General features: G+C 66.4%; 23 protein-coding genes. 16 read left to right on the forward strand and 7 right to left on the reverse strand.

Going from position 1 to position 21164, the window contains the following annotated elements; genetic code table 11:
* Positions 1–71: 71 nt before the first annotated feature.
* On the forward strand, positions 72–1652 hold the full coding sequence (gene hflX, locus ACTJK0_RS17450) for a GTPase HflX (protein WP_440746050.1): 1581 nt from the start codon (positions 72–74) through the stop codon (positions 1650–1652).
* Complete coding sequence (locus ACTJK0_RS17455; RefSeq protein ID WP_440746051.1) at positions 1645–3702, forward strand: ATP-dependent DNA helicase; 2058 nt, start codon at positions 1645–1647, stop codon at positions 3700–3702. Before hflX ends, ACTJK0_RS17455 begins: the two co-directional genes overlap by 8 nt.
* A gap of 224 nt (positions 3703–3926) precedes the next feature.
* Here ACTJK0_RS17455 and lexA read toward each other — a convergent pair whose 3' ends face one another.
* On the reverse strand, positions 3927–4664 hold the full coding sequence (gene lexA / locus ACTJK0_RS17460) for a transcriptional repressor LexA (protein WP_440746073.1): 738 nt from the start codon (positions 4662–4664) through the stop codon (positions 3927–3929).
* A 350-nt stretch (positions 4665–5014) separates the two neighbouring features.
* On the opposite strand from lexA, the gene ACTJK0_RS17465 reads away from it, so the two are divergent.
* From ACTJK0_RS17465 to ACTJK0_RS17500, 8 genes are all read left to right on the forward strand, one after another.
* Positions 5015–5392 (forward strand): LysM peptidoglycan-binding domain-containing protein, encoded by a 378-nt coding sequence (locus ACTJK0_RS17465; protein ID WP_440746052.1) that lies wholly within the window; start codon positions 5015–5017, stop codon positions 5390–5392.
* A 124-nt stretch (positions 5393–5516) separates the two neighbouring features.
* Positions 5517–6635: a histidinol-phosphate transaminase gene (locus ACTJK0_RS17470; RefSeq protein WP_440746053.1), complete on the forward strand. Its 1119-nt coding sequence runs from the start codon at positions 5517–5519 to the stop codon at positions 6633–6635.
* 61 nt (positions 6636–6696) lie between these two features.
* Entirely contained in the window at positions 6697–7323 is a 627-nt protein-coding gene (gene hisB / locus ACTJK0_RS17475) for an imidazoleglycerol-phosphate dehydratase HisB (RefSeq protein WP_110544930.1), read from the forward strand.
* Entirely contained in the window at positions 7320–8081 is a 762-nt protein-coding gene (hisH, locus tag ACTJK0_RS17480) for an imidazole glycerol phosphate synthase subunit HisH (RefSeq protein WP_440746054.1), read from the forward strand. The genes hisB and hisH overlap by 4 nt, the downstream gene beginning before the upstream one ends.
* Entirely contained in the window at positions 8082–8240 is a 159-nt protein-coding gene (locus ACTJK0_RS17485; protein ID WP_181422497.1) for a hypothetical protein, read from the forward strand.
* A 116-nt stretch (positions 8241–8356) separates the two neighbouring features.
* Positions 8357–9103, forward strand: a complete 747-nt coding sequence (gene priA / locus ACTJK0_RS17490; protein WP_440746055.1) for a bifunctional 1-(5-phosphoribosyl)-5-((5-phosphoribosylamino)methylideneamino)imidazole-4-carboxamide isomerase/phosphoribosylanthranilate isomerase PriA — start codon at positions 8357–8359, stop codon at positions 9101–9103.
* 20 nt (positions 9104–9123) lie between these two features.
* Positions 9124–10002: an SseB family protein gene (locus ACTJK0_RS17495; protein ID WP_440746056.1), complete on the forward strand. Its 879-nt coding sequence runs from the start codon at positions 9124–9126 to the stop codon at positions 10000–10002.
* A 58-nt stretch (positions 10003–10060) separates the two neighbouring features.
* Entirely contained in the window at positions 10061–11359 is a 1299-nt protein-coding gene (locus ACTJK0_RS17500) for an MFS transporter (protein WP_440746057.1), read from the forward strand.
* A gap of 97 nt (positions 11360–11456) precedes the next feature.
* On the opposite strand, the gene ACTJK0_RS17505 is transcribed toward ACTJK0_RS17500, so the two are convergent.
* Positions 11457–11843 carry a DUF1844 domain-containing protein gene (locus ACTJK0_RS17505; protein WP_440746058.1) on the reverse strand — a complete coding sequence of 129 codons (387 nt, stop codon included), beginning with the start codon at positions 11841–11843 and terminating at the stop codon, positions 11457–11459.
* Between the two features lie 402 nt (positions 11844–12245).
* Between ACTJK0_RS17505 and infC the strand changes: the two genes are divergently transcribed.
* From infC to ACTJK0_RS17525, 4 genes are all read left to right on the forward strand, one after another.
* Positions 12246–13253 carry a translation initiation factor IF-3 gene (infC, locus tag ACTJK0_RS17510; protein WP_440746059.1) on the forward strand — a complete coding sequence of 336 codons (1008 nt, stop codon included), beginning with the start codon at positions 12246–12248 and terminating at the stop codon, positions 13251–13253.
* A 117-nt stretch (positions 13254–13370) separates the two neighbouring features.
* Complete coding sequence (gene rpmI, locus ACTJK0_RS17515) at positions 13371–13565, forward strand: 50S ribosomal protein L35 (protein WP_009358635.1); 195 nt, start codon at positions 13371–13373, stop codon at positions 13563–13565.
* A 118-nt stretch (positions 13566–13683) separates the two neighbouring features.
* Entirely contained in the window at positions 13684–14073 is a 390-nt protein-coding gene (gene rplT, locus ACTJK0_RS17520) for a 50S ribosomal protein L20 (protein WP_018763610.1), read from the forward strand.
* A 70-nt stretch (positions 14074–14143) separates the two neighbouring features.
* A complete protein-coding gene (locus ACTJK0_RS17525; protein ID WP_440746060.1) occupies positions 14144–15106 on the forward strand; it encodes a TrmH family RNA methyltransferase in 963 nt (320 codons plus the stop codon).
* Positions 15107–15249: 143 nt separating this feature from the next.
* Here ACTJK0_RS17525 and ACTJK0_RS17530 read toward each other — a convergent pair whose 3' ends face one another.
* Positions 15250–15525: a GlsB/YeaQ/YmgE family stress response membrane protein gene (locus ACTJK0_RS17530; RefSeq protein WP_110544864.1), complete on the reverse strand. Its 276-nt coding sequence runs from the start codon at positions 15523–15525 to the stop codon at positions 15250–15252.
* 148 nt (positions 15526–15673) lie between these two features.
* Entirely contained in the window at positions 15674–16882 is a 1209-nt protein-coding gene (locus ACTJK0_RS17535; protein ID WP_110544866.1) for an MFS transporter, read from the reverse strand.
* A 171-nt stretch (positions 16883–17053) separates the two neighbouring features.
* Here ACTJK0_RS17535 and ACTJK0_RS17540 point away from each other — a divergent pair, with 171 nt between their 5' ends.
* Positions 17054–17509 (forward strand): (deoxy)nucleoside triphosphate pyrophosphohydrolase, encoded by a 456-nt coding sequence (locus ACTJK0_RS17540; RefSeq protein WP_110544868.1) that lies wholly within the window; start codon positions 17054–17056, stop codon positions 17507–17509.
* 106 nt (positions 17510–17615) lie between these two features.
* Here ACTJK0_RS17540 and ACTJK0_RS17545 read toward each other — a convergent pair whose 3' ends face one another.
* From ACTJK0_RS17545 to ACTJK0_RS17555, 3 genes are read right to left on the reverse strand one after another with little or no spacing between them, the layout of a single operon-like run.
* Positions 17616–18734, reverse strand: a complete 1119-nt coding sequence (locus ACTJK0_RS17545) for an Rv2578c family radical SAM protein (protein ID WP_440746061.1) — start codon at positions 18732–18734, stop codon at positions 17616–17618.
* Between the two features lie 57 nt (positions 18735–18791).
* A complete protein-coding gene (locus tag ACTJK0_RS17550) occupies positions 18792–19448 on the reverse strand; it encodes an SIMPL domain-containing protein (RefSeq protein ID WP_440746062.1) in 657 nt (218 codons plus the stop codon).
* Positions 19448–19900 (reverse strand): hypothetical protein, encoded by a 453-nt coding sequence (locus tag ACTJK0_RS17555; protein WP_110544871.1) that lies wholly within the window; start codon positions 19898–19900, stop codon positions 19448–19450. Before ACTJK0_RS17555 ends, ACTJK0_RS17550 begins: the two co-directional genes overlap by 1 nt.
* Positions 19901–20101: 201 nt before the next feature.
* Between ACTJK0_RS17555 and pheS the strand changes: the two genes are divergently transcribed.
* The gene (gene pheS / locus ACTJK0_RS17560; RefSeq protein ID WP_110544872.1) at positions 20102–21163 is read left to right on the forward strand and encodes a phenylalanine--tRNA ligase subunit alpha; all 1062 of its coding nucleotides are present in this window, start codon (positions 20102–20104) and stop codon (positions 21161–21163) included.
* The last annotated feature ends 1 nt before the right edge of the window (position 21164 follow it).

Below are 21164 nucleotides of genomic sequence, written 5' to 3' on the forward strand. Positions count from 1 at the left end.
CCAGCGCGAATACGTTCCAACTTCCCACCAATCAGCACTATTCTGGAATTGCCGAATCTTCAAAGGAGACCATGACCAGCCAGCCCAACACCGGTTCCGATCCAGCCGCCCAGGACATGAGTCCGCAGGAAATCCAGGCTGTTATCGACCGGATCCTCGCCAAGGACGTCCCGGCCAAGAATGTCAGCACGCCCGGCGGTGAAGGCGGCGGCAATGGAAAAGCGGTGCTCGGCAAGGCGCAGGCTATTTCCCGCCTTGATGAGGAACACAGCACATACGACGGCGACCAGCAGGACCTCGAGGAGCGCCGCGCGCTGCGCCGGCGGGCAGGCCTGTCCACTGAGCTCGAAGACGTCACCGAGGTCGAATACCGGCAGCTGCGCCTGGAACGCGTCGTCCTTGCCGGGCTCTGGTCCGAAGGGACGCTTGCCGACGCCGAAAACTCGCTGCGTGAGCTCGCCGCCCTCGCCGAGACCGCCGGTTCGGAGGTCCTCGACGGGCTGGTGCAGCGCCGCGACAAACCGGACCCCGGGACCTTCCTGGGGTCCGGCAAGGCCCAGGAGTTGAAGGACATCGTCATGTCCACGGGCGCGGACACCGTGGTGGTCGACGCCGAACTGGCGCCTTCCCAGCGCCGCGGCCTGGAAGACATCGTCAAGGTCAAGGTCATCGACAGGACAGCCCTGATCCTCGACATCTTCGCCCAGCACGCCAAGAGCCGCGAAGGCAAGGCCCAAGTAGAGCTCGCGCAGCTGGAATACCTGCTTCCCCGCCTGCGTGGCTGGGGCGAGTCGATGTCCCGCCAGGCCGGTGGCCAGGTCGGCGGCGCTGCCGCCGGCATGGGCTCCCGCGGACCCGGTGAAACCAAGATCGAGCTGGACCGGCGCCGGATCCGTACCCGCATGGCAAAGCTGCGGCGCGAAATCGCCGCCATGAAACCCGCTCGCGAGACCAAACGGGCCAACCGCCGTCGTAACGAAGTGCCCTCGGTGGCAATCGCCGGGTACACCAACGCCGGAAAGTCCTCACTGCTCAACCGGCTCACGGACGCCGGGGTTCTCGTGGAGAACGCACTCTTCGCCACCCTGGACCCCACCGTCCGCAAAGCCGAAACTGCTGACGGCCTGGGCTACACCCTGGCCGACACCGTCGGATTCGTCCGGTCGCTGCCCACCCAGTTGGTGGAAGCCTTCCGCTCCACCCTCGAGGAAGTGGCGGACTCGGACCTCATCCTGCACGTGGTGGATGCTTCGCACCCTGACCCCGAAGGGCAGATCGCTGCCGTCCGCAAGGTCTTCAGCGAAGTGGACGCCCGGAAGGTGCCCGAAATCATCGTGCTGAACAAGGCCGACGCCGCCGACCCCTTCGCGGTGGAGCGGCTGAAGCAGCGCGAACCGCGCCACGTGGTGGTCTCGGCACGCACGGGGGAGGGCATCCCGGAACTGCTGAAGGCCATCAGCGAGTCCATTCCCCGGCCCTCCGTCAAGATGGAGCTGCTCATTCCGTACGACCGCGGGGACCTCATCAGCAAGCTCCATGAGTCCGACGCCGAAATCCTCAGCCTGGACCACGTTGAGGCGGGTACCAGGGCAGCCGTGATGGTCCGGGAGGGCCTCGCGTCCGAACTGGAACCATTCGTCGTCAATGTCTGACGTCGCAGCCGGCGAAGCTGCGCAGACGGCCGGCGAGCAGTTCGTTATCGAACTGCTCGACCGCGCCGTCGCCGGCATGGGCGGACAAAGCCGTACCGGACAACACGAAATGGCCCGCCAGGTGGCCCGGGCCATCGAAACAGGCAACCACCTCTTGGTCCAGGCAGGCACAGGCACCGGCAAATCGCTTGCTTACCTGGTGCCGCTTATTGCCCATGCCCTCGAAAGCAACAAGCCCGCCCTGGTGTCCACGGCCACGCTGGCACTCCAGACCCAGATTGTGGGCAGGGACCTGCCCCGGCTCCTGAAGAACATCACGCCGGCGCTGGACCGGCCGGTGAAGGTTGCCCTGGTCAAAGGGCGGTCCAACTACGTTTGCCGGCACAAGCTCGACGGCGGGTTCCCCTCCGAGGAGCCGTCGGAGGGCCAGCTTTTCTCCCTCGGGGAGGACACCAGCGTGCCGCACTTCGCCGCCTCCGTGGGCGGCCCCTCCTCCCAGCTGGGCAAGGAAGTGGTGCGGCTGCGCGAGTGGGCCGAAAAGACGGCCACCGGCGACCGGGACGAGCTCCTGCCCGGCGTGACGGACCGTGCCTGGCGGCAGGTCTCGGTGACCTCCATGGAATGCCTCGGTGCCCAGAAGTGCCCCATGGCCGCCGAATGCTTCAGCGAGCTGGCACGCCAGGACGCAGCCGAGGCTGACGTCGTGGTGACCAACCACGCCATGCTGGCCGTCAGTGCGTTCGAGGGACTCGCAGTGCTGCCCGAATACGACGTCGTGGTGGTGGATGAGGCACACGAACTGCAGGACCGCGTCACCGGAGCCGTGTCCGGGCAGCTGTCTGTCGCCATGGTGCACGCTGCCGCCTCGGGCGCCCGGAAACACACCGCCATCACCGTTGATGCCCTCAACGCAGCGGCCGCCAACCTCGAGCTGGCGCTGGCCGGCGCACCCAGCGGCCTGCTGCCCAACGGACTAAACGACGAGCAGCTCGACTGCGTCGACCAGCTCCGGGAGGCCTGCCGGGCCGCGCTGTCAGACTCCAAGGGGGACAGCAACACCACAGCAGACGGCGGGCGGCAGCTCGCCCGGTCCCGGCTCATGCTCATCCTGGAGCTGTGTGAACGTTTGATCAATGCCCGGGAGAACAGGGAAGTGGTGTGGTTCTCGCGCGCCAGCACATTCGACCCCGGGCAGGGATACTCCCAGCCTGATGAAACGGCGCCCGTACTGGTCAACATCGCCCCGCTGTCAGTGGCAGGAAAATTGCGGGAAGGGCTCTTCAACGGGCACACCGTGGTCCTGACCTCCGCCACCCTGGCCATTGGGTCGGCCTTCGAGCCCGCCGCAGGGGGACTGGGCCTTATCGGCGACGGCGCACCCAGCTGGACGGGCGTAGATGTCGGCTCGCCGTTCGACTATCCACGCCAAGGAATCCTTTACGTGGCCGGCCACCTGCCGAAGCCCGGCCGCGGCGTCTCGCCGGAGGCCCTGGAGGAACTGGAAGCACTCATCAAGGCATCCGGCGGGGGAGCCCTGTGCCTCTTCTCGTCCCGCCGTGCGGCGGAGGAAGCCGCTGACGCCCTGCGGCCCAAGCTCGATGTGACGGTCCTCTGCCAAGGCGAATCGACCATGACAGCCCTGGTCAAGCAGTTCGCGGACGAACCCGACACCTGCCTGTTCGGAACCATGTCGCTGTGGCAGGGCGTTGACGTCCCGGGAGGGTCCTGCCGGCTTGTGGTGATCGACCGGATCCCGTTCCCGCGGCCGGATGATCCGCTGATGACTGCGCGTTCCCGCGCCGTGGCACAGGCCGGGGGCAACGGCTTCATGTCGGTATCGGCCACGCATGCCGCCATCCGTCTCGCCCAGGGCGCCGGGCGGCTGATTCGATCCACCGGGGACAAGGGAGTGGTGGCCGTGCTTGATTCACGGCTGGCAACCGAGCGCTACGCAGGATTCCTGCGCGGAGCGCTGCCGCCGTTCTGGGCCACCACCGACCGCAGCAAGGCATTGGCCGCGCTGTCCAGGCTTGGGGCGGACGCCAAGTAGCGGGTCCGCGAAACTTCCGGCTGGCGTCTGCGGGCGCCAGGAAGCAGGGGCTGCGGCCGCGGGCAGCTTCTGATCTCCCAGGACCCGGCCAGGTGAGCCCGGGCCCCGGCTTCCTTGCCCGTTAGGCAAGGAAGCGTGCTCACTAAGGAGCCGTGGCTATTGATGAATTGTGGCCATCAAGAAGCTGTGGTCATTAAGGGACCGATGTCATCAAGAATCCGTGGTCAGAGGGACCGCAGGACCGAGACGACCTTGCCCATGATCGTGGCATGGTCGCCAAGGATGGGTTCGTACTGCGTGTTCTGTGGGAGCAGCCAGGTGTGTCCGTCCCGTTGGCGGAACGTCTTGACAGTTGCTTCGTCATCGAGCAGGGCAGCAACAATGTCGCCATTGGCGGCATCCGCCTGGCGCCGCACCACCACCCAGTCACCATCGCAAATGGCGGCGTCCACCATGGAGTCGCCGGCAACCCTCAGCATGAATAGTTCGCCCTGTCCGACGAGCTGGCGGGGGAGCGGCATGACATCCTCGACAAGCTGCTCGGCCAGGATAGGGCCGCCGGCCGCGATCCGCCCCACGAGCGGCACCATCGCGGTATCCAGCGCGCTGGGCAGTTCAGTTACACCGGCACGCGTACCGGCTGCCTTTGGGACAGGCGCCGGACCAGCAGCTTTTCCGGCGCCACCGTCCAGGGTAAGTGGCATCAGCACTTCCATGGCACGGGGCCGTTTGGGGTCACGGCGCAGGTAGCCCAGCTTCTCAAGCTGGGACAGCTGGTGGGTCACGCTGGAAAGGCTGGCAAGCCCCACGGTGTCACCGATCTCGCGCATTGAGGGGGGATAGCCGTTCTCATTGACTGAGCGCTGGATCGTCTCCAGGATCTTTTTCTGCCGTGGGGTCAGGCCCTTGGCGGTTCTCCTGGGTTGCGGGGCGGTCCTGCCCCCGGCGGCTGCTGCTGCCATATTCGCCAATGCCTTTCGCTTGCCGCCGCATCCACCCGGCGCTGTTTCCACACCGCCGCCGGATGGACCATCTGTCATTGTCAGACCCTGCTGATCAACTACGGGAGTGGTTGTTCTTTGGTTCAAAGCTAGGCCAGCCACATTGGTTTTTCAAACATTTGTTCTAGCGAGTCTCGACATTGTTCGTTGATAAGTGCTAAAACTAAACCAGCAAAGTTCGAATATGTGTTCTAACCAGCAAATGTCTCCGTCGAAAACGGCCGAAGGAAGTTTCGGTCCGGGATGCGAAATGGCAGGGGCAGTGGCGGGCGGACACCGGGCAGCACGGCAGGTCCAGGAGGGCTCAGTTCATGTCAGCTTTATCTCTTCACCAGGTTTCCCCCAGCAGTTTCGCCCGCAAGGCAACGCCCGCGCCGGCGCCGCTGCGGCTTACTCGCCGCGGGCGGATCGTCCTGATCGGAGCCCCGCTCGTACTCCTCGCCGTCGTCCTGCTGTCGCTTGGCGGGTTCTTCAATTCACCGGCCAAGGCCTCGGATTCCGCTGCCGGTCTGGCCGTGACACCGGCAGTGACCGTGACCGTGCAGCCGGGGCAGTCGCTGTGGGCCATCGCTGGAACTGTTGCCCCGGACCGTGATGCCCGGGACGTGGTGGCGGATATCGTCCAGCTCAACAACCTTGGCGCCGGCACTGTCATTCCGGGCCAGCAACTCTTTGTTCCCACGCGCTGACCGGCCACTCCGCTGGTCGGTCAGGCCGGGCCCAGTCCACGCAGCGGACTTATGCAAGGCATGCCGACGGCGAACAGCACCTGTCACATTTTCCGGCCGTTGCCGCGGCAACTAAACTGTTCAGGTGAACGACCAGCTAGAACGCCTGAACCGGCTTCCCCTCCGCAGCAACCTCCGCGGGCTGACTCCTTATGGGGCGCCCCAACTGGACGTCCCCATTCTGTTGAACGTCAATGAAAACACCCACGGGGTACCCGCGGATGTGCGTGCGGCCATCGCAGCGGCTGTCACGGAAGCCGCTGCGGGACTCAACCGCTATCCGGATAGGGAGTTCACGGACCTCCGCAAAGCCCTGGCTGAATATCTTGGCCATGGCCTGGACGAAACCAATCTTTGGGCAGCCAATGGCTCCAATGAAGTTCTGCAGCAGATCCTCCAGGCCTTCGGCGGCCCCGGCAGGACCGCCCTGGGATTCCCGCCCACGTACTCCATGTACCCGCTCCTGGCCAGTGGAACGGACACCCAGTACATCACCGGGGAACGCGCCGACGGGTATGGCTTGAGCGCTGAGTCCGCGGCCCGCCAGGTCAAGGAACTGCAGCCGAACATCGTCTTCCTCTGCTCACCCAACAACCCCACGGGCACCGGCCTCGGCCTTGACGTGGTGGAGGCGGTGTACGAGGCAGGCGCCGACAGCCAGACGATCGTGATCGTTGACGAGGCCTACCACGAGTTCGCACATGACGGCACACCCAGCGCTCTGACCCTGCTGCCGGGACGGGAACGGCTGATCGTTTCACGCACCATGAGCAAGGCGTTCGCCTTGGCCGGCGCCCGGCTTGGCTACATGGCGGCCGCCCCCGAGGTCACGGATGCCCTGCGCCTGGTGCGCCTGCCTTACCACCTTTCCGCCATCACCCAGGCGACTGCGCTGGCCGCTCTGGAACACCGCGAGGTCCTGATGGCCGATGTCGAGGACATCAAGAAGCAGCGGGACCGCATCGTGTCCGAGCTGGCAAGGATGGGTCTCAAGCCCGCCGCGTCGGACTCCAATTATGTGTTCTTCGGAGGATTGGAAAATCCGCACCAGGTGTGGCAGGAACTGTTGGAGGCCGGCGTGTTGATCCGCGACGTGGGCATCCCGGGCCACCTGCGCGTGACTGCGGGCACTGAGGCGGAAACCACAGCCTTCCTTGAGTCCCTGGAACGCATCCTTGCGGGCCACGCCGCGCTTCCCGCCTAGACTTGATAGTGCGGCGCTGGACGCCTTGAACCACTTCTTCTCCCACAAAGGATCCTTCACCATGAGTTCAACCGGATCGAACACGGCTGCGGCCCGGACCGCCCGCATGGAGCGAGCCACCAGCGAGTCGTCCGTGCTCGTGGAGATCAACCTCGACGGAACCGGGACCTCGGACATCGATACCTCGGTGCCGTTCTACGACCACATGCTCACGGCCCTGTGCAAGCACTCGCTGATCGACATGACGGTCAAGGCAACCGGCGACACCCACATCGACGTGCACCACACGGTGGAGGACGTCGCCATCACGTTCGGTGAAGTACTCCGGATCGCCCTGGGCAATAAGGCCGGGATCCGCCGGTTCGGCGAGGCCACGGTGCCGCTGGACGAGGCTCTGGCACACGCCGTGGTCGATGTCTCCGGCCGGCCCTACCTGGTGCACGGCGGCGAGCCCGCTGGACAGGAGTACCACCTCATTGGCGGCCACTTCACCGGTTCCCTGACCCGCCACGTGTTCGAAGCGATCACCCTGCACGCCGGCATTTGCCTCCACATGAACGTGCTGGCCGGCCGGGACCCGCACCACATCGTCGAAGCCCAGTTCAAAGCCTTCGCCCGCGCCCTGCGCGCCGCAGTGGAACCCGACCCCCGGGTCGAGGGCATCCCATCCACGAAGGGGGCACTGTGAGCGGCCAGGTCCTGAAAGACGGAGCGATCACCGATCCCACAGCATCCCGGAAGCTGCCGTCCCCCGAGGGTAAGCCCACGGTCACGGTACTGGACTATGGTTCCGGCAACGTCCGGTCGGCCGTCCGGGCGCTCGAACGCGCCGGCGCCGAGGTCATCCTGAGCGCCAAGCCCGAGGACGTGTTGAACGCTGACGGCCTTGTGGTGCCCGGCGTGGGTGCCTTCGAAACCGTGATGGGTGAACTCAAAGCCGTGGACGGCATCAGGCTCATCGGCAGGCGCGTGGCAGGCGGACGTCCCGTCCTGGGCATTTGCGTGGGCCTGCAGGTCCTGTTCGAGGCCGGCGTGGAACATGGCACCGAAGCCCAGGGCATCGGCGAGTGGCCCGGCAAGGTCGAGGCACTGCGTGCGGAAGTGGTTCCGCACATGGGCTGGAACACCGTCAAGGTTCCGGAAGGTTCGAAGCTGTTTGCCGGCGTTGAAAACGAGCGGTTCTATTTTGTGCACTCCTACGGGGTCCAGGAATGGAACTTCGACGTCATCCAGCCACGGATGGCGCCCCCGCTGGTCACCTGGTCCGAGCACGGTGGCCCTTTCATCGCCGCAGTCGAAAACGGCCCGCTCTGCGCCACGCAGTTCCACCCCGAAAAGTCCGGTGACGCCGGCGCCAGGCTGCTCCGCAACTGGGTTGAAGGCCTGCGCAAGCCGGCCGGTAACGGGTCCGGCGCAGTGTCAGCCGAAGCCGGCAGCGACGCCTAGATGTGGTCCGTCCTCCTGATGGGCCTCGCCGGCCTGCTGATTGGCGGCGGCATCTCGTTCCGGCAGCAGCACAGGCCGCTGTGGACCCAGGTGGCCTTCTACGTCCTGGCCGCCATGTCGCTGGTCGCCGCCTACCTGCTCACACTCCCAGGCAACTGACACAGCAAACTCGGCGCCCCACTGCCAACCGGCCCGCGGGGTGAAGGGCTTCGGCCCGGAACGCCGCATACGAACCATGCCCCTGCTCCATTGAAGAACCGACACCAAGGATGAGTATGACCACCGCACACGACCTGCCGGTCCTTGAACTTCTGCCAGCCGTCGACGTCGTCAACGGCCAGGCCGTCCGGCTGGTCCAGGGCGAAGCCGGCAGCGAGACCAGCTATGGAACGCCGCTTGAAGCGGCGCTGAACTGGCAGCAGCAGGGCGCCGAATGGGTGCACCTGGTGGACCTGGACGCCGCCTTCGGCCGCGGCTCGAACGCCGACCTGCTCCGCGGAGTGGTGGGCCGGCTGGACATCAAGGTGGAGCTTTCCGGTGGACTCCGCGACGACGCATCCCTCGAAGCAGCCCTTGACCTGGGTGTGGCCCGGGTCAATCTGGGGACCGCCGCACTGGAAAACCCTGAGTGGACCGCACGTGCCATCGAACGCTTTGGTGACCGGATCGCCGTCGGCCTCGACGTCCGTGGAACCACGCTGGCCGGACGCGGCTGGACCAAGGAAGGCGGCGACCTCTGGGAGGTGCTGGGCCGCCTCGAAGAAGCCGGCTGCGCGCGCTATGTGGTGACGGACGTGACCAAGGACGGCACCCTGAAGGGCCCCAACGTCGAACTCCTGCGCCAGATGGTGGAAAAGACGGGCAAGCCGGTGGTGGCTTCCGGCGGCATCTCCAGCCTGGATGACCTGAAGGTCCTCCGTTCGCTGGTGCCGCTGGGCGTGGAAGGTGCCATCGTAGGCAAGGCCCTGTACGCCGGAGCTTTTACCCTCCCCGAAGCCCTCGACGTCGCAGGCCGCCGGTAGGGCCGGCAGAAGCCTACGACATGGCAAATATCGAGGAGCCACCCGCCGGCCGGCGGCTGCCGGGACATATCGCGGCGGCCCTGGCCGGCGCGGGCGGCGCCACGGATTCCGCCGGCCAGCCCTGGTCCGGCCGCAGCCTCGCCGGTGATGACGCGAAGATCCACAACTTCGAGGACGACGACGGCACGGCCGACGCCGGCTACCTCGCCGCCCTGGACGCGCTCCAAAAGGGCTCGGGCGGCGAAGCAGGCGTCGTCGCCTCGCTGGCGACAGCCCGGGTCTTCATTCCGATCGTGGCGCAACTGGCCGACGAGGCGGAAACGGACCATGGGCTGCACGGCGACAAACAAGCGGACATGGCACTGGTGACGCTCAAGGCAGCTGACGGCAGGACTGCGCTTCCCGCGTTCACCTCGGCCGCCGCCCTGGCGGCCTGGCACCCGGAGGCCCGGCCCGTTGCCGTGTATGCTGCGCGCGCGGCGCTCTCGGCCGTCGCTGAGGGCGCGGAGCTCCTGGTCCTGGACCCGGGGGCGGATGTGACCTTTGTGGTCCGTAGGCCCGGGGTGTGGGCGCTGGCCCAGCAGCAACCTTGGACACCGTCGTACAGCGATCCCGACCTTGCAGGTGAGATGGCCCGGGCTGCCTCCGGCTTCGCCGCTGTCCGCAGCCTCGAACTTCGTCCAGGCAGGGGAGTAGCTGCCGCCGCGGCCGACGGTTCGGTGCTTCCCGGCGGCGGCTCCGGCCCGGAACTGCAGGTGGTGCTGTACCTCGAGGACGGCTTGGACGCCGCCGGCGTCCAGGAACTGGTAGCCGGCCTGCAGGCGGAATGGTCGCGGAATGTATTGTTTGGGGAGCGCGTCGACTCCCTCGAAATCAAACTGAGGCGCGCTCCCGACTAGCCGGCAGCCGGACGGGCGAACCCCGCCACGGCTCCGGCATACCGTGAAGGACCGCTTCGTGAATTTCGCTCTCTACCGGGAGTTGCTCGCCATCCGGCCAATCCGCCGGCTGCTGCTGGTGGGCATGATTGCCCGCATCCCGCACTCGGCTGCCGGAGTGCTGCTGACCCTGCACATCGTGCTCACCCTGGGCCAGGGGTACGCGGCCGCCGGTGCCGCCGCGGCCGTCATGACCATTGGCATCGCCCTCGGCGCCCCGTGGCGGGGCAGGCGCGTGGACACCGTGGGCCTGCGTACCGCGCTTATCCCGTCCGTGATCTCGGAGACAGTGATCTGGTCAGTGGTGCCGCACGTGCCCTACCAATGGCTGCTTCCACTCGTCTTTGTGGGCGGCCTGCTCACGCTGCCCATCTTCAGCGTCGTGCGGCAATCCCTCGGCGTCCTGGCCGAAGGTGACCAGCGGCGGACCGCCTTTGCCCTCGACGCCATCACCACGGAAATGGTGTTCATGATCGGCCCCGCCGCGGGAGCCGTGGTGGCCACCAGCGGGTTCACCACCGCCGGGCTGACCGTAGTGGGTGTGGCGACCTCCCTCGCCGGTCTGCTCCTGATGTGGTTCAACCCGCCCACCCGCAGCCAGGACCTGACAGCCGAGTGCGCCGAGGACGAGCAACACGCCGCGGAAGCCGCCGTCGTCTCCGCTGCACCGGCCCACGTCCAGGAAGCAGCAGCAGAGCTCGCACCGGCGGGCGCAGCCACAACAGCCGCGCAGTACGGGCTCCGCGGAAAGCTGGCGGGCGGCTTCGCCTGGTTCACGGCCACGGTCGCGGCACTGTTTGCCGTGGCCGCCGGTGCCGGAATGGTCCTGAGCGGCACGGACGTGGGCATTGTCGCCGCGCTGGAGATCGGCGGCCACCAGCGCGAGATCGGCATAGTCTTCGTCTTCTGGTGCGCCGCGTCGGTGGTGGGCGGACTGATCTACGGCGCCATGCACCGGCCCATCCCGCCCATCATCCTGCTGCTGGGCATGGCCGCGCTGACCATGCCCATGGCATTCGCCCACGACACGTGGACGCTGGCGCTCATTTCCGTCCTGCCGGGCCTCCTGTGCGCTCCTGTCCTGTCCGCGGCATCCGAGAAGGTTGCGGACCTGGTTTCAGAGGAACGGCGCGGCGAGGCGATGGGCTGGTACGGATCGGCCCTGACCGCCGGCGTTGCGCTTGGTTCACCGCTGGCCGGGATTTTCATCGACGTCATGGGACCTTCCGGCGGCTTCTTGTCCGTGGGTGCCGCTGGGGTGGTGCTGTGCCTGGTGGGGCTGGTTCTTCAGCAGCGCCGCCGGCGGGCAGCCGCCTGACAGGCTCAAGAGTCGCCCCGGACACTCTGCCGGGGAAACGACGACGGCGGGACGNAAAGGCCGTCCCGCCGTCGGACGCTGCTGTGGGAGTACTTCCTTAGTTGACTGCCCCGGTGTACTTTTCGCCCGGGCCCTTGCCCGGAGCGTCCGGAATCAGGGACTCCTCACGGAACGCCAGCTGGAGTGACCGGAGGCCGTCGCGCAACGGACCCGCGTGCTGGGACCCGATTTCGGGGGCAGCCGCGGTGACAAGGCCAGCCAGTGCGGTGATGAGTTTGCGGGCCTCGTCAAGGTCCTTCAGCTCGGCTGCGTTGTCCTCAGCCGCCAGGCCAAGCTTTACGGCGGCGGCGCTCATCAGGTGCACCGCTGCCGTGGTGATGACCTCGATGGCCGGAACCTCCGAGATGTCCCGGATCTGCTGGGAAACGTCTGCGCCTGCCTCAGCCGGCTCGAAGACGTGTGAATTACTGTCTGGGGTGCTCATACTGGTAAGCTTGACACAGACCGACTGGATGTCGTTATTTCAGGGATTGTCCCAAACAATCAGGTTCCCAACAGCGCTTTCCGGCGTTGGCGGGAATTTTTTCTGTAGAATGGCATTCAGTTTGCAAGCGGAGATCTCTCCCACCCGCGTCAGCCGCTGTCCCAGGCGTTCCATTGGAACCCGCCCGGGACGTAAGGTTGCCGGGTACCTGGTTGGGCACGGACCGGCATTGCCGGGACCGTGCGCGTGCAGCCCCTTTGCGGGGTGCGCCGGCCAACCTTTTTTGAGGCCTTCGATTGCTCCGGCAATTGGGGGCCTTCTCTGTTTGCCGGAAACCACATCAACCACAGGAGCTTTAACATTAGCGAGCCAAGAATCAATGAGCGTATCCGCGTCCCCGAGGTGCGGCTGGTCGGCCCTGCAGGTGAACAGGTAGGAATCGTCCGCATTGAGGATGCCCTGCGCCTGGCTGCCGAGTCCGACCTTGATCTCGTTGAAGTCGCACCTCAGGCGAAGCCTCCGGTGTGCAAGCTGATGGACTTCGGCAAGTACAAGTACGAGGCCGCAGTCAAGGCGCGTGAAGCACGGAAGAACCAGACGAACACCGTTCTGAAGGAAATCCGCTTCCGCCTGAAGATCGACACCCACGACTACGAGACCAAGCGCGGCCACGCCCTCCGCTTCCTCGGAGCCGGGGACAAGGTCAAGGCCATGATCCAGTTCCGTGGCCGTGAGCAGCAGCGTCCGGAGATGGGCATCCGCCTGCTCCAGCGCTTCGCGGACGACGTCGCCGAAGTCGGCGTCGTGGAGTCCAGCCCCCGCATCGACGGCCGCAACATGGTCATGGTGGTTGGCCCGCTGAAGAACAAGGCCGAGGCCAAGGCTGAAGCGCGGCGGGCCACCCAGCGTGCCGAAGCCAAGGCGCAGAACGAAGCCAAGGCCGCGGGACGGGTTGACACCTCCGGCGACGATCAGGCCCCGATGACGCAGTCACTGGCGGATCTCCTGCCTGAAGGCTTCACCGTGTCCACCGAGCCGGAAGCTCCCGCCAGGGAAGCTCCTGAGGCGGACACCGCCACGGCTGAGGTACCTGAAGCTCCCAAGCAGGAGGCCCCGAAGGCTGCGGCTGCTCCGAAGCAGGAAGCACCCAAGGCTGAAGCACCTAAGGCCGAAGCGCCGAAGGCTGCTGCACCTAAGGTCGAAGCGCCGAAGGCTGCTGCACCGAAGGCCGCCGCTCCGGCGCCCAGGCCTGCGGTTGCTGCCAAGCCCGAAGCTGCCGCGCCGGCCGCGCCGAAGCCAGCGGCCGTGCCTGCGCCGCCGAAGCCGGTGGCAAGGCCCGCTGCACCGAAGCCTGCTGCCCGCCCTGCTCCCAAGGCAGTGCCGAAGCCGGCAGGTAAGAAGACCAACTAGTTCACAGCTGCCGGGGCAAGCCCCGGCAGTCAGCAACCAGCATGCTGCCCGCAGGGGTGGCTGCGCGATAGAACTGCCGGCCCCCGGGCCCGCAGACACGTTAGGAGATCGGTTCCCATGCCGAAGATGAAGACCCACAGTGGTGCCAAGAAGCGCTTCAAGCTGACCGGCAGCGGCAAGCTGCGCCGCCAGCAGGCCAACCGCCGCCACTACCTGGAGCACAAGTCCAGCCGCCTGACCCGCCGCCTTGCCGGCGACAAGATCGTCTTCAAGGGCGATGCCAAGGTCATCCGGAAGATGCTCGGCATCTAGTTTCCAAGTTTATTGATGGACCGCCCACCGGTGGTCCGTCACCTGCCAAACAGCCTTCTCAGGCCGCCGGAACACCGGCAACAGATGCTTGGGATCAGATTTTCGAAGGAGTACGCACGTGGCACGTGTGAAGAGGGCGGTCAACGCCCACAAGAAGCGCCGGGTTGTTCTTGAACGGGCGAAGGGCTACCGCGGACAGCGTTCGCGCCTGTACCGCAAAGCCAAGGAACAGCTGCTGCACTCGTTTGTGTACAGCTACGGCGACCGCAAGAAGAAGAAGGGTGACTTCCGCCGCCTGTGGATCCAGCGCATCAACGCTGCTTCCCGCGCCAACGGCCTCACCTACAACCGCCTCATCCAGGGCCTGAAGGCCGCTGAGGTCGAGGTTGACCGCCGCATGCTGGCCGAGCTTGCCGTCTCCGACGCCAACGCCTTCGCCGCACTGGTCCAGGTGGCCAAGGACTCCCTGCCGGCAGACACCTCCGCCAAGAAGGTTGCCGCAGCCTAGCAGCCGCTGCTCGCCCCTCGCCTGAGGGGCCGGTTCAGGAACTGGAAGCGTCAGCTACTACAGTTCTTGTATGAACGAATCCGGGCGCCCGCAAGATCTTCCACTGTCCAACCCCCGAGCCGATCGGGTCAGGGACGTGGCAAAGCTTGCAGGGCGCCCGGCCCGTTTAAAGCGGGGCCAGTTCCTTGCCGAGGGGCCCCAGGCCGTCCGGGAAGCCCTCAAACTCCACCAGCAGCGCCTCGCGGCGGGAGCGCCCGGAGTGGTCACTGAGGTCTTCGCCAGCGAAAGCTGCCTTGACCGCTTTCCCGAATTCGAAGAGCTCGCCGAAGGCACCAACGCGCGGCTGGCCACGGATGAGGTCCTGGCGGCCATGGCAGACACCGTCAACCCCCAGGGCATCGTGGCCGTCTGCCGCTTCGTCGACGTCACCCTGGCGGACGTTCTCGACGCCGGCCCCCGCCTTATCGCCGTTCTCTGCCAGGTACGGGATCCAGGGAACGCGGGAACGGTCCTGCGCGCAGCCGATTCAGCCGGCGCCGATGCTGTGGTGTTCACCGCGTCCAGCGTGGACATCTACAACCCGAAGGCTGTCCGCTCCACCGCCGGTTCACTGTTCCACCTGCCCGTCGTCCTGGCCGTGGATCCCGCGGAACTGGCGGCTGAGTGCAAGGCCCGCGGCATTGGCGTCCTCGCCGCGGACGGTTACGGCCAGTTGGACCTCGACGTTCTGCAGGACGAGAGCGCCCGCCGCAGACTTACCGGATTTGGGCCGGACTCGGTGTACGACCTTGCCGGACCCACCGCCTGGTTTTTCGGCAACGAGGCCCAGGGACTCTCCGACGAAGAGCTGGAACTGGCTGACCACCGCGTTGCGGTCCCCGTCTATGGCGCTGCCGAAAGCCTCAATCTGGGGACGGCGGCTACCGTCTGCCTCTACGCCAGTGCCCGCTCCCAGCGCCGGGCAGAAGCTGCCGGGGGAGCAGAAATTGCCATGGGCGCCGGCGCAGCGGGGGAACAGGACCCGGCAGGGTAGGAAAGGACGACGGCGGCCGGGCGGGAAATCTTCCGCCGCCCACTATGCGGTGGACCCGCATGTGCGGGGCACCGGAGAAGTCCGGGGGCATAAGAAAAGGCCCCGGATATCCGGGGCCCATCGGTTATTCGTTGACAGAGCGATCAGGGTGCGCGGCTGGCTCGTCCGCGTCCGGTGACTGCTCCGTAGATGCCGGCAACAACCAGGCCGCCGACGATAGCGAGAATCCAGGTGCCAAGGTCGAAGAAGGCAAGATCGCCCTTGTTGAACAGGAGGCTGCCAATCCAGCCGCCGACAATGGCTCCAACCACACCCAGGATGAGGCTGGTTACCCAGCCGCCGCCGACCCGTCCGGGCATTACGGCTTTAACGATGGCCCCGACAATCAGGCCCAAAATAATCCAAGCAAGAAAACCCATGTCTCCTCCTTATTGTGACCGGGATTAACAGTCCCGATGAGCCTCAAGCTAACATAAGGGCCCCGCAAAGTCAGTAGCCCGGACGGCGGCGTTGCCGCATCGTTAGCAGCGGCGCAGACGGCCGGGCGTGGCCGGATCTGCCCTGAATTCAGGCACCCAGCGGCTTCTTCCGTTCCAGCAGCCCGCTGAGGAGGGCGACGCCGAAGCCCAGGACGGCCAGGACGGCACCGACCAGGGCGGGGGCTGTGAAGCCCCATCCGAGGGCGATGACGAGGCCGCCCAGGAATGCTCCGAGGGCATTGGCCACGTTGAGTCCTGCATGGTTGAGGGATGACGCCAGCGAGGGCGCGTCAGGGGAAGCGTCCAACAGGCGGGTCTGCAGGGCCGGAATCAGCATGGAGCCCGAAGCACCCACCACGAACACCATGACCATGGCACTCCACGCCCAGTGCGCTGCCACCGCGTACACCACGAGGGCCACGGCAATGGCCGGCAGGACTTTGTACAGCGTGCCCATGACCGATTTGTCGGCAAGACGGCCGCCGATGACGTTCCCCGCCACCATGCCCAGCCCGTACAGCGCCACCACCACGGGGATCAGGGCGGACGGGATGCCGGCGACAGCGGTCATGGTGTGGGCAATGTAGGTGTAGGTGGCGAAGAAGCCGCCGAAACCCACGATGCCAACCAGGAGCGCGAGCCACACCTGGAGGCGCTTGAGCGCCCCAAGCTCGCGCCGGATGCTGGCATCCGGGTGGGCATGTTGGAAGGGCACGAATTTCCAGACGAGAACCAGGGCCAGCAGGCCGATTGCACCCACGAGGACAAACAGCAGCCGCCAGCCGTAGGTTTGGCCGACCCAGGTGGCGAAGGGAACTCCCACGACGTTGGAGACGCTGAGCCCGGCCATGACCATGGAAATGGCCCAGCCCCGCCGGGTGGCCGGGACCAGGGACGCGGCGATCACTGCGGCAACCCCGAAGAAGGCCCCGTGCGGCAGTCCGGCGGCAAAGCGGGACAACAGCATTGACCCGTAGTCAGGGGCCAGGTATGAGGCCAGATTGGCGATGGTGAAAAACAGCAGGAGCCCCAGCGCGAGTTTCTTGCGGGGGAGCTTTGCGCCGACGGCAGCCAGGAGTGGGGCTCCCACCACCACGCCCAGCGCATAGGCGGAGATCAGGTTCCCGGCCTCGGGGGTGCTGATGGCCAGCCCCTGTTCCACTTCCTTCAGCAGACCCATCATGGTGAACTCGGTGACGCCGATCCCAACCCCGCCCATGGCGAGAGCAAAGATGGCCATCCCCACACGGGGGGTCTTGGTTTTGGTTGCCGTGGAGGGGGTAAGGACGCTGCTCATGTGCCTGCTTCTCAAAGGGGTCGACTGAAGGGGTGGATGCCACGGCAATGGGGCAGGGCTCCGAACATTGGGTCAAACCCCGGGCCAGCAGGGCCTATTCCCTGCGGCCTGCCCGGGATGGGCGGAAGCGCTGTTCCGGAACCCTTCCATTGTGGCCCATAGAATGGGCCGGTGACTGGACTGATTGAGGTAGTGGGCGCAGCCGTGGTGGACCAGCTGGCTGATCCGGCCGCATTGCTGGTGGCACGGCGGAGCGCACCGGAGCACCTGGCAGGGCTGTGGGAGTTCCCCGGCGGCAAGGTGGAACCCGGCGAGGAACCTGAAGCGGCGCTGATCCGTGAGCTGGCCGAGGAACTGGGCGTCGGCGTGCGGCTGGGGCGTGAACTGCCCGCGGAGGAACCGGGTGGTTGGCCCCTCAATGATCGCGCGCGAATGCGGGTGTGGTTCGCCGAGGTCACAGGGGGCGAACCCCGGCCGCTTGAAGACCATGATGAACTGCGCTGGTTTGGACTCAATGACCGGGATGCGATCCTTGGCCTGGCCTGGATCCCTGCCGACTATCCGATTGTGCGGGCGCTCCTGGACAATGTGGCGGCGCTGGTGCCGGAAGGCCGGAACGAAGGATAAGACGGGCCGGCAGGTTGTAGCCGGGAAGACCGTGTGCTCCTTGGGGCTGGACCAGCGACACCTAAAACAGCGACACCTAAAACAGCGACACCTGGAACAGCGACACCTAGAACAGCGAGTCCTGCACCGCCTGTCCTGGCTGTGACGGGGCAGGCCGCGAGGAACCGGCAGTGGAGGCGCCGCCAGCCCGGTCAGGAATGATGCCCGCAGGGTATTCCGCTTCCTCCGCCCGCGGATCGTCCAGGTCGCGGTGGCTGAAGCCGGAGGAATGCGTGAAGCCGTGGCGGGCCTTGAAGTAGCGCACCCTGCCCGCCAGCCACGTCCGGTATTCCTTTGTGGCGTAGGAACCGGTCCCGTACAGCCGCCGGTATTTGCCGGCCAGTTCGGGGTGGTGGGCAGCGATCCACTTCATGAACCATTCCCTGGTGCCCGGCTTCAGGTACAGCGCGCCTGCGCTGACCCCGGTTGCGCCGGCGGCCGCCAGGGACCCGAAAAGGGCGTCCAGGGCTTCGTCGCTGTCGGACAGCCACGGCAGGATGGGCATGGCCATAACCCCGCAGGGAAGGCCGGCCTCGCGAAGCCGCGACACCAGTTTGAGCCGCGCCCTCGGCCCGGGGGTACCGGGCTCGATCGCCTCTGACAGGGCCTCATTGGTCATGGCCAGGGATATGCCCAGACCCACGGGAACCTGCGTGGCCGCGCTCTTGAGCAACGGAATGTCGCGCGCCAGCAGCGTCCCCTTGGTCAGGATGGACAGTGGCGTGTCGGACTCCGCCAGGGCGGCGATAATGCCGGGCATGAGCCGGTACCTTCCCTCCGCCCGCTGGTAGGGATCGGTATTGGTGCCCAGCGCCACCTGCTGCCGGGACCAGGATGGCTTGGCCAATTCCTTCCGCAGGACCTCCGCTGCGTTCACCTTCACCACCACCTGGCTGTCAAAGTCCATGCCGGCGTCGAAATCCAGGTACGTATGGGTTTTGCGGGCAAAGCAGTAGACGCAGGCGTGGCTGCAGCCGCGGTACGGATTGACCGTCCATTCGAAGGGCATCTTCGACCCTGTGGGAACCCTGTTGAGCACCGATTTGGCGGTGACCTCGTGGAAGGTGATGCCGGCGAACTCAGGGGTGGTGACGGAGCGTACCAGCCCCACCAGCGGAAGCAGCGCCGGGCGTGCTTCAGCAGGAGCATCCGGGGTGGGCACCAAGGCCTGTGCTTCCCATCTCATGATTCCCATTCGAAAACATGTTCGAATAAATGTCAAGGCGCCGCACACGGCGATGTCCTAGGTTGCCAGCTCCCACGTGACCGTTACGGCGGCCTCCACCCGGTTCAGTCCGGGTTCGATTGGCGGTCCTTCGGCTGCGGAAGCCCGTTGCAGCCCTGCCAGCGGAACCGGTCCCGGGGCGGGGCGGGACTCGTCCACGGACAGCACCCGTCCGAGGCGGCCGGAGGCCAGCGCCGCATACTGGCCGGCGCTGCGGAGTGCGTCCTGCCAGGCAGCCTCCCGGGCCTCTGCCCGAACCGCGGAGTCGTCGGAGAGGACCAGCTGCAGGTGGTTCAGCCGGACAGTGTCACCGGCCGCGCCGACTGCAGCGGAAATGATGGCGGACGCCCCAGGGAGGTCCCGCAGCCGGACCGACAGGCTGCCGGCTGCCACATAGCCCACGAGCTTTTGGCCCTCGCCGTCCCGCCAGGCCAGATCGGGGCGGACGGCCAAGCCTGTCGAACGGATGTCCGCGGGGGCTACGCCGCGGCTGCGGAGCGCAGCGCCAACCTCCCGCAGGCCCCCGGTGGCCGCCGCCCAGGCGTCCTCCACTGATGCGGCGCGGCACTCCACGCCAACCGAAACAAGCATCAGGTCCGGGGCCGTCTCTGCCCACCCCGCTCCGGTGAGGGTGATGGTTCCCGCCCGGCCATTCGCCAAGGATTCAGGGACCATCACGCTTTCCTGCCTGCCGTGAGCGGATAGCCGCCGGCTGCCAGCCCTGCCCTGCGTTCAAAAATGTTCGCCGTCCCGGGGTTTCCCGTCCGCAGCATCGACCACGCGGCAGCCACCAGGTACAGCGGGATAAAGGGCAGGCCCAAGCAGCACGCGTACTGGGTGCAATGCCTCTCCTCGTGTTCCAGGAGCGCGGGCCGGGACAGCAGGTCCCCGGCCGTGCAGCGGCACAGCACCACGTTGCCCAGGGTGTAGGCGTGTGCGAACGGCAGGCGCCAGGGGTAGCCGGCAGCGATGATCATTCCGCGCGGGCCGCGGCTGATCCGCGTCCGCGCGGCGAGGGCGACGGCGAGCCCGGCCAGGGTGCTCCCGTTGAGGAGGTTTGCTGCGCGCCTGAGCCGCTGGGCCGTCGTCGGGCCGCCCAGGAAACCCGGCCGCTGCCGCAAAGTCATGAGGCCATGGTAGCCGGAGGGTTCAACTAGACTGGAGGGCAGTGGCCGCCGGTCCTGCCGGCGAGCCCTGACCTGGTCATTGAATGACACTGACGTTCAGCGCATTCATCCATGACCTGCCAGCGGCGGACGCGCCGGGCGGGAAACCGTCCGTGGCTGCCCCTGCCGCCGGCAGCCACGACTCGTAGCTAAGAACAGTAGATGACTGAAACTTTGCCGGGCGCCGACATCCCGAACCCCACGGATGAGGCCGCCATTAACGCCGCTGTAGACCAGGCCATCACCGCCATCGCCGGTGCGGCCACCCTTGACGAGCTGAAGGCGGTGCGCCTGGCCCACAGCGGCGAGAAGTCCCCGCTCAGCCTGGCCAACCGGGAGATCGGCCGCCTGCCCAAGGACCAGAAGGCGCTCGCCGGAAAGCTGATGGGAGCCTCCCGCGGCCGCGTGAACAAGGCGCTCGCCGATCGCACCGTGGTGCTGGAGGCCGAAAACGACGCCCGCATCCTGGTGGAGGAGACGGTGGATGTCACGGCCGCGCCGCGCCGCCGCCGTGCCGGCGCCCGCCACCCGCTGTCAACCCTGCAGGACCGCGTGGCCGACATCTTCGTGGGCATGGGCTGGGAAATCGCCGAGGGTCCCGAGGTGGAATCGGAATGGTTCAACTTCGACGCACTGAATTTCAAACCTGACCACCCGGCCCGGGAAATGCAGGACACCTTCTTCGTGGAACCTCCCGAAGCCCACCTGCTGATGCGCACCCACACTTCGCCGGTGCAGGTGCGTTCGATGCTCGAGCGCGAGGTACCCATCTACGTCCTGTGCCCTGGCAAGGTGTTCCGTACCGATGAACTGGACGCCACCCACACCCCGGTGTTCCACCAGTTCGAGGGCCTGGCCATCGACAGGAACCTCAGCATGGCGGACCTGCGCGGCACCCTTGAGCACTTCGCCCGGCAGATGTTCGGCGAGGAAGCCCAGATCCGGCTTCGCCCCAACTACTTCCCCTTCACCGAACCGTCCGCCGAGCTGGACATCTTCCACCCCGGCGCCAAGGGCGGCCCGGCCTGGATCGAGTGGGGCGGCTGCGGCATGGTCAACCCGAACGTCCTGCGCGCCGCCGGCATCGATCCGGACGTCTATTCAGGTTTCGCCTTTGGCATGGGCATCGAGCGCACCCTCATGTTCCGCAATGAAGTAGGGGACATGCGCGACATGATCGAAGGCGATGTACGGTTCAGCGAGCACTTCGGGATGGAGATCTAAC

It is taken from the genome of Paenarthrobacter sp. 22069, assembly GCF_052046035.1.
GTDB lineage: Bacteria > Actinomycetota > Actinomycetes > Actinomycetales > Micrococcaceae > Arthrobacter.

What these genes read in the sequence shown, in the direction of transcription:
- hflX (WP_440746050.1), top strand. Translation starts at nt 72, where the DNA reads ATGACCAGCCAGCCCAACACCGGTTCCGATCCAGCCGCCCAGGACATG.
- ACTJK0_RS17455 (WP_440746051.1), top strand. Translation starts at nt 1,645, where the DNA reads ATGTCTGACGTCGCAGCCGGCGAAGCTGCGCAGACGGCCGGCGAGCAG.
- lexA (WP_440746073.1), bottom strand. Translation starts at nt 4,664, where the DNA reads ATGGCAGCAGCAGCCGCCGGGGGCAGGACCGCCCCGCAACCCAGGAGA.
- ACTJK0_RS17465 (WP_440746052.1), top strand. Translation starts at nt 5,015, where the DNA reads ATGTCAGCTTTATCTCTTCACCAGGTTTCCCCCAGCAGTTTCGCCCGC.
- hisB (WP_110544930.1), top strand. Translation starts at nt 6,697, where the DNA reads ATGAGTTCAACCGGATCGAACACGGCTGCGGCCCGGACCGCCCGCATG.
- ACTJK0_RS17485 (WP_181422497.1), top strand. Translation starts at nt 8,082, where the DNA reads ATGTGGTCCGTCCTCCTGATGGGCCTCGCCGGCCTGCTGATTGGCGGC.
- priA (WP_440746055.1), top strand. Translation starts at nt 8,357, where the DNA reads ATGACCACCGCACACGACCTGCCGGTCCTTGAACTTCTGCCAGCCGTC.
- ACTJK0_RS17495 (WP_440746056.1), top strand. Translation starts at nt 9,124, where the DNA reads ATGGCAAATATCGAGGAGCCACCCGCCGGCCGGCGGCTGCCGGGACAT.
- ACTJK0_RS17505 (WP_440746058.1), bottom strand. Translation starts at nt 11,843, where the DNA reads ATGAGCACCCCAGACAGTAATTCACACGTCTTCGAGCCGGCTGAGGCA.
- rpmI (WP_009358635.1), top strand. Translation starts at nt 13,371, where the DNA reads ATGCCGAAGATGAAGACCCACAGTGGTGCCAAGAAGCGCTTCAAGCTG.
- ACTJK0_RS17525 (WP_440746060.1), top strand. Translation starts at nt 14,144, where the DNA reads ATGAACGAATCCGGGCGCCCGCAAGATCTTCCACTGTCCAACCCCCGA.
- ACTJK0_RS17530 (WP_110544864.1), bottom strand. Translation starts at nt 15,525, where the DNA reads ATGGGTTTTCTTGCTTGGATTATTTTGGGCCTGATTGTCGGGGCCATC.
- ACTJK0_RS17535 (WP_110544866.1), bottom strand. Translation starts at nt 16,882, where the DNA reads ATGAGCAGCGTCCTTACCCCCTCCACGGCAACCAAAACCAAGACCCCC.
- ACTJK0_RS17545 (WP_440746061.1), bottom strand. Translation starts at nt 18,734, where the DNA reads ATGAGATGGGAAGCACAGGCCTTGGTGCCCACCCCGGATGCTCCTGCT.
- ACTJK0_RS17550 (WP_440746062.1), bottom strand. Translation starts at nt 19,448, where the DNA reads ATGGTCCCTGAATCCTTGGCGAATGGCCGGGCGGGAACCATCACCCTC.
- ACTJK0_RS17555 (WP_110544871.1), bottom strand. Translation starts at nt 19,900, where the DNA reads ATGACTTTGCGGCAGCGGCCGGGTTTCCTGGGCGGCCCGACGACGGCC.
- pheS (WP_110544872.1), top strand. Translation starts at nt 20,102, where the DNA reads ATGACTGAAACTTTGCCGGGCGCCGACATCCCGAACCCCACGGATGAG.